The following is a 3,356-nucleotide window of genomic DNA, read 5'->3' as shown; positions in this document are numbered from 1 at the left end:
GCGAGGTCGCCCGCCTCGCGGACGATCGGGCTGAACGCGGAACGCTGCAGCGCCTTGGCCTGTTCGTTGACCGTGGCGATCAGGCTCTGCCAGCAGATCTCGAGTTCGATCGGGTCGAACCCACCCGCCGCCGGACGCTCTTCTGTGATGGTCATGATGCTGTGCTCCTGGTTGCGATGAGGCTGCCGTCTGCGCCGACCTCGACGTTCCATCCGGGACGGATGACGGCGGTGGTTTCACGTTCTTCGACCACGCACGGGCCGGCGAAGGTCGCCCCTCCCCCGAGTTGGTTGCGCTTGTAGACCGGAGCGTCGACGGCATCCATGCCGCGGCCGAACACCATCGGTCGGTGCGACACCGGGTCGGCACCGGAACCCGTGGGGACCGGTTCGGGGTTGACCTGATCGGCGTCGGCGGACACGGCCAGGCGCCAGGTGACGATCTCGACGGCCACGTCGGGGATGGCGAGTCCGAAGATCCGCTTGTACTCGGCCTCGAAGGCGACGAGTACGTCGGCGTCGGTCACGGGCCAGTCGTCGCCCTCGCCGACCCACACGGTGACCTCGTTGCCCTGTCCTGCGTAGCGGCAGTCGAGGCCGTAGCGGAATCGAGCTGCATCGGCCGAGGAGCCTGCGGCGGCGAGGACACGACGGCCCTCGTTGCGGAGATCGTCGAGCAACGCGGTGCGCTCGGCGGGGTCGATCGCGTCGAGACGGCGGGGCATCGAACGGGCGAGGTCGATGCGAACCGGCGACACCAGCGTTCCGAACGCCGAGAGCACGCTCGCATTGACCGGGAAGATCACCCGGTCGGACTCGAGCAGTTCGGCCACGCCACAGGCGTGGACCGGGCCGGCGCCACCGAAGGCGATCATCGAGACACCGCGCAGGTCGACGCCCTGTTCGACGGCGTGCATCCGAGCGGCAGCGGCCATGTTCTGGTTGACGATCTCGTGGATGCCCGCCGCGACGCTGACCGCGTCGAGGTCGAGCGACTCGCCGACCTTCGCAGCGGCGGCCGTTGCGGCCGCTCCGTCGAGGGGCATGTCGCCACCGAGGAACGCCGCCGGATCGAGCAGACCGAGCACGACGTCGGAGTCGGTCACGGCGGGAACGGTGCCGCCGCGCCCGTAGGACGCAGGACCCGGCTCGGCGCCGGCCGACTCGGGTCCGACCTTGAGCAAGCCGAACTGGTCGACCCAGGCGAGCGATCCGCCACCGGCGCCGATTTCGACGAGGTCGACCGACGGGACCGACACGGGGAAGCCGGAGCCCTTCTTGAAGCGGTAGGCGCGTGCGACCTCGAACACGTTGGTGAGCTCGGGCTCACCGCCGTCGATCAGACAGGCCTTCGCGGTGGTGCCGCCCATGTCGAAACAGAGCAGACGGTCCATGTCGAGTCGCTCGGCGAACCACTTGCCGGCGAGCGCACCCGCTGCGGGTCCGCTCTCGACGAGTCGGATCGGGACGCGTGCTGCGTCGTCGGCCGACACCACTCCCCCGTTCGACAGCATCATCAACACCGAGCCGCCGAACCCCTCACCCGACAGCCACTTCTGCAGCTCGTCGAGGTACGGCCCGATGACGGGCATCGTGGCGGCGTTGCAGGCCGTCGTGACCATGCGCGGGTACTCGCGGATCTGGGGCGACACGTCGGCCGAGATGCACACCGGAACCCCGAGCTCACGCTCGAGGAATTCGGCGAGCGTCCGCTCGTTCGTCGCATCGACGTACGAGTTGAGGAGGCAGATCCCCACCGACTCGACCTCGAGGGCGCGCAGTTCGTCGGCGACGGCCTGCATCGATTCCTCGCTCGGGGGCAGGATGACCTCGCCGGCCGCCGTCGTGCGCTCGGCGATCTCGACGGTGCGGTCACGTGGGACCGGAGGCGCCGGGAACTCGATCTGCAGGTCGTACATGTCGTAGCGGTGCTCGTCGCGGATCAGCAGCGTGTCGCCGAAGCCCTGCGTCGTCACGAGGCCGGCTCGACCCGTCTTGCCCTCGATCAGGGCGTTCGTGATCAGCGTCGTGGCGTGCACGATCGGAGCGGTGACGTCGGAGGGACGCAGCCCGGCGCGGGCCAGCAACTGCCCCACCCCGGTGCGGACGCCGTCGAGCGGGTTCGACGGGGTGGTGAGCGTCTTGTCGACGACCACGTCACCCGATGCTGCGTCGAGCAGCACCACGTCGGTGAAGGTTCCCCCGATGTCGACGGCGAGGCGCCAGTCGGCGGTGGTTGAGGCTTGGTCGTTCATCGATCGGCTCCGTTGTCGTGCAGGTCTGAGGGGCGGGTGACGTCGGCGGCCGCTTGTGCATCGCGCAGGTCGTCACGGGGTGGGCTGAACACGTCGAGGATCCAGCACTCGTCCAGTTCGTCGTCGCCGACGAAGACCGAGTCGCCGTGCCAGACGCGGTCCGGTGCGAGGTAGACCTCGCCGGCACGCAGCACCGTGCGGGTGTCGTCATCGACGCCGCCGATCCGGAAATCGAGTGCGCCGCGCATGACGATACCGAGCTGCTCGTGGGCCTCGTGCTGGTGCATGTACGAACCGGTGGCACCGCCGTCGATCCGCCAGAAGCAGAGTTGCAGGCGTTCGCCGGTGATCACGCGGCGGCGGAAACCCGGCCGGGTCGTCTCCTCGAATGCCGCGTCGTCGAAGAAGTGGCAATACTGGGACGCGGCATCCGAGACGGTGGCCATCAGACGCTTCCCTTCGGTGCGGCCGGGACGTGCGTCGTCGACGTCCGGTCGCGTCCGTACTTCTCGATCTCGGCGTCGAGGTCGAGCGGCCGGACGATCGCCTGGTGCTCTTCGTCACCCCACAGCTCGGGCGGAGTCAGCCACATCACCTCGAACTCGATCCCGTCGGGGTCCATCGCGTAGAGGCTCTTGTTGACGCCGTGATCGGAGGCACCCTTGAGCGCGCCCTTCTCGCGGAGCCGACGCTCGTGCTCCTGGAGGTCACCGAGGGTCGGCACCTCCCAGGCGATGTGGTAGAGCCCGACCTGTTCACGCCCCGCGGTGGTCGCGCCCGCCTGCGCTCCGATCGTGAAGCACGCGAGGTCGTGGTGGTTCGGGGACCCGGGGGCCCGCAGGAAGACGAATCCACCGCCGGGGTCGGTGACGACGGCCTCGAAGTCGAGGACGTCCTCGTAGAACTTCTGCTGACGACGAGCGTCACGCACGTAGAGCACGGCGTGGTTCATCCCTGTGATCATCTTGGGCTTCCTTCATTCGGTCTGATGGTCAGACCATAAACCAGGAGCCCCCTCGGTTGTCAAGCGCGACTGTCGAGGAGTGCGAGCACGTCGGCCCGGTGGGGCTGCGACGGGACCGCCCCACGCACCGTGGTGGCC

General features: G+C 68.7%; 4 protein-coding genes. All 4 read right to left on the bottom strand.

Going from position 1 to position 3,356, the window contains the following annotated elements; all coding sequences use genetic code 11:
• Positions 1-155 (bottom strand): hydantoinase B/oxoprolinase family protein (locus WBV89_RS13190; protein WP_423981812.1); only part of this gene is annotated, 155 nt, incomplete at its 3' end.
• Positions 152-2,254, bottom strand: coding sequence for a hydantoinase/oxoprolinase family protein (locus WBV89_RS13185; protein ID WP_423981811.1), 2,103 nt, complete (start codon positions 2,252-2,254; stop codon positions 152-154). The genes WBV89_RS13185 and WBV89_RS13190, both read right to left, overlap by 4 nt.
• The gene (locus WBV89_RS13180; protein WP_423981810.1) at positions 2,251-2,700 is read right to left on the bottom strand and encodes a cupin domain-containing protein; all 450 of its coding nucleotides are present in this window, start codon (positions 2,698-2,700) and stop codon (positions 2,251-2,253) included. The genes WBV89_RS13185 and WBV89_RS13180 overlap by 4 nt, the downstream gene beginning before the upstream one ends.
• Positions 2,700-3,218, bottom strand: a complete 519-nt coding sequence (locus tag WBV89_RS13175) for a VOC family protein (RefSeq protein ID WP_423981809.1) — start codon at positions 3,216-3,218, stop codon at positions 2,700-2,702. The genes WBV89_RS13180 and WBV89_RS13175 overlap by 1 nt, the downstream gene beginning before the upstream one ends.
• Positions 3,219-3,356 lie beyond the last annotated feature (138 nt).

This window comes from Ilumatobacter sp. (genome assembly GCF_049588435.1).
Lineage (GTDB): Bacteria > Actinomycetota > Acidimicrobiia > Acidimicrobiales > Ilumatobacteraceae > Ilumatobacter_A.
The sequence above is the reverse complement of the archived record's forward strand: the minus strand, read 5'-3'. Positions and strand labels throughout refer to the sequence as shown.

Bases quoted from the DNA above. Each gene is read 5' to 3' on its own strand.
- WBV89_RS13185 (WP_423981811.1), bottom strand. From the start codon at position 2,254: ATGAACGACCAAGCCTCAACCACCGCCGACTGGCGCCTCGCCGTCGAC.
- WBV89_RS13180 (WP_423981810.1), bottom strand. From the start codon at position 2,700: ATGGCCACCGTCTCGGATGCCGCGTCCCAGTATTGCCACTTCTTCGAC.
- WBV89_RS13175 (WP_423981809.1), bottom strand. From the start codon at position 3,218: ATGATCACAGGGATGAACCACGCCGTGCTCTACGTGCGTGACGCTCGT.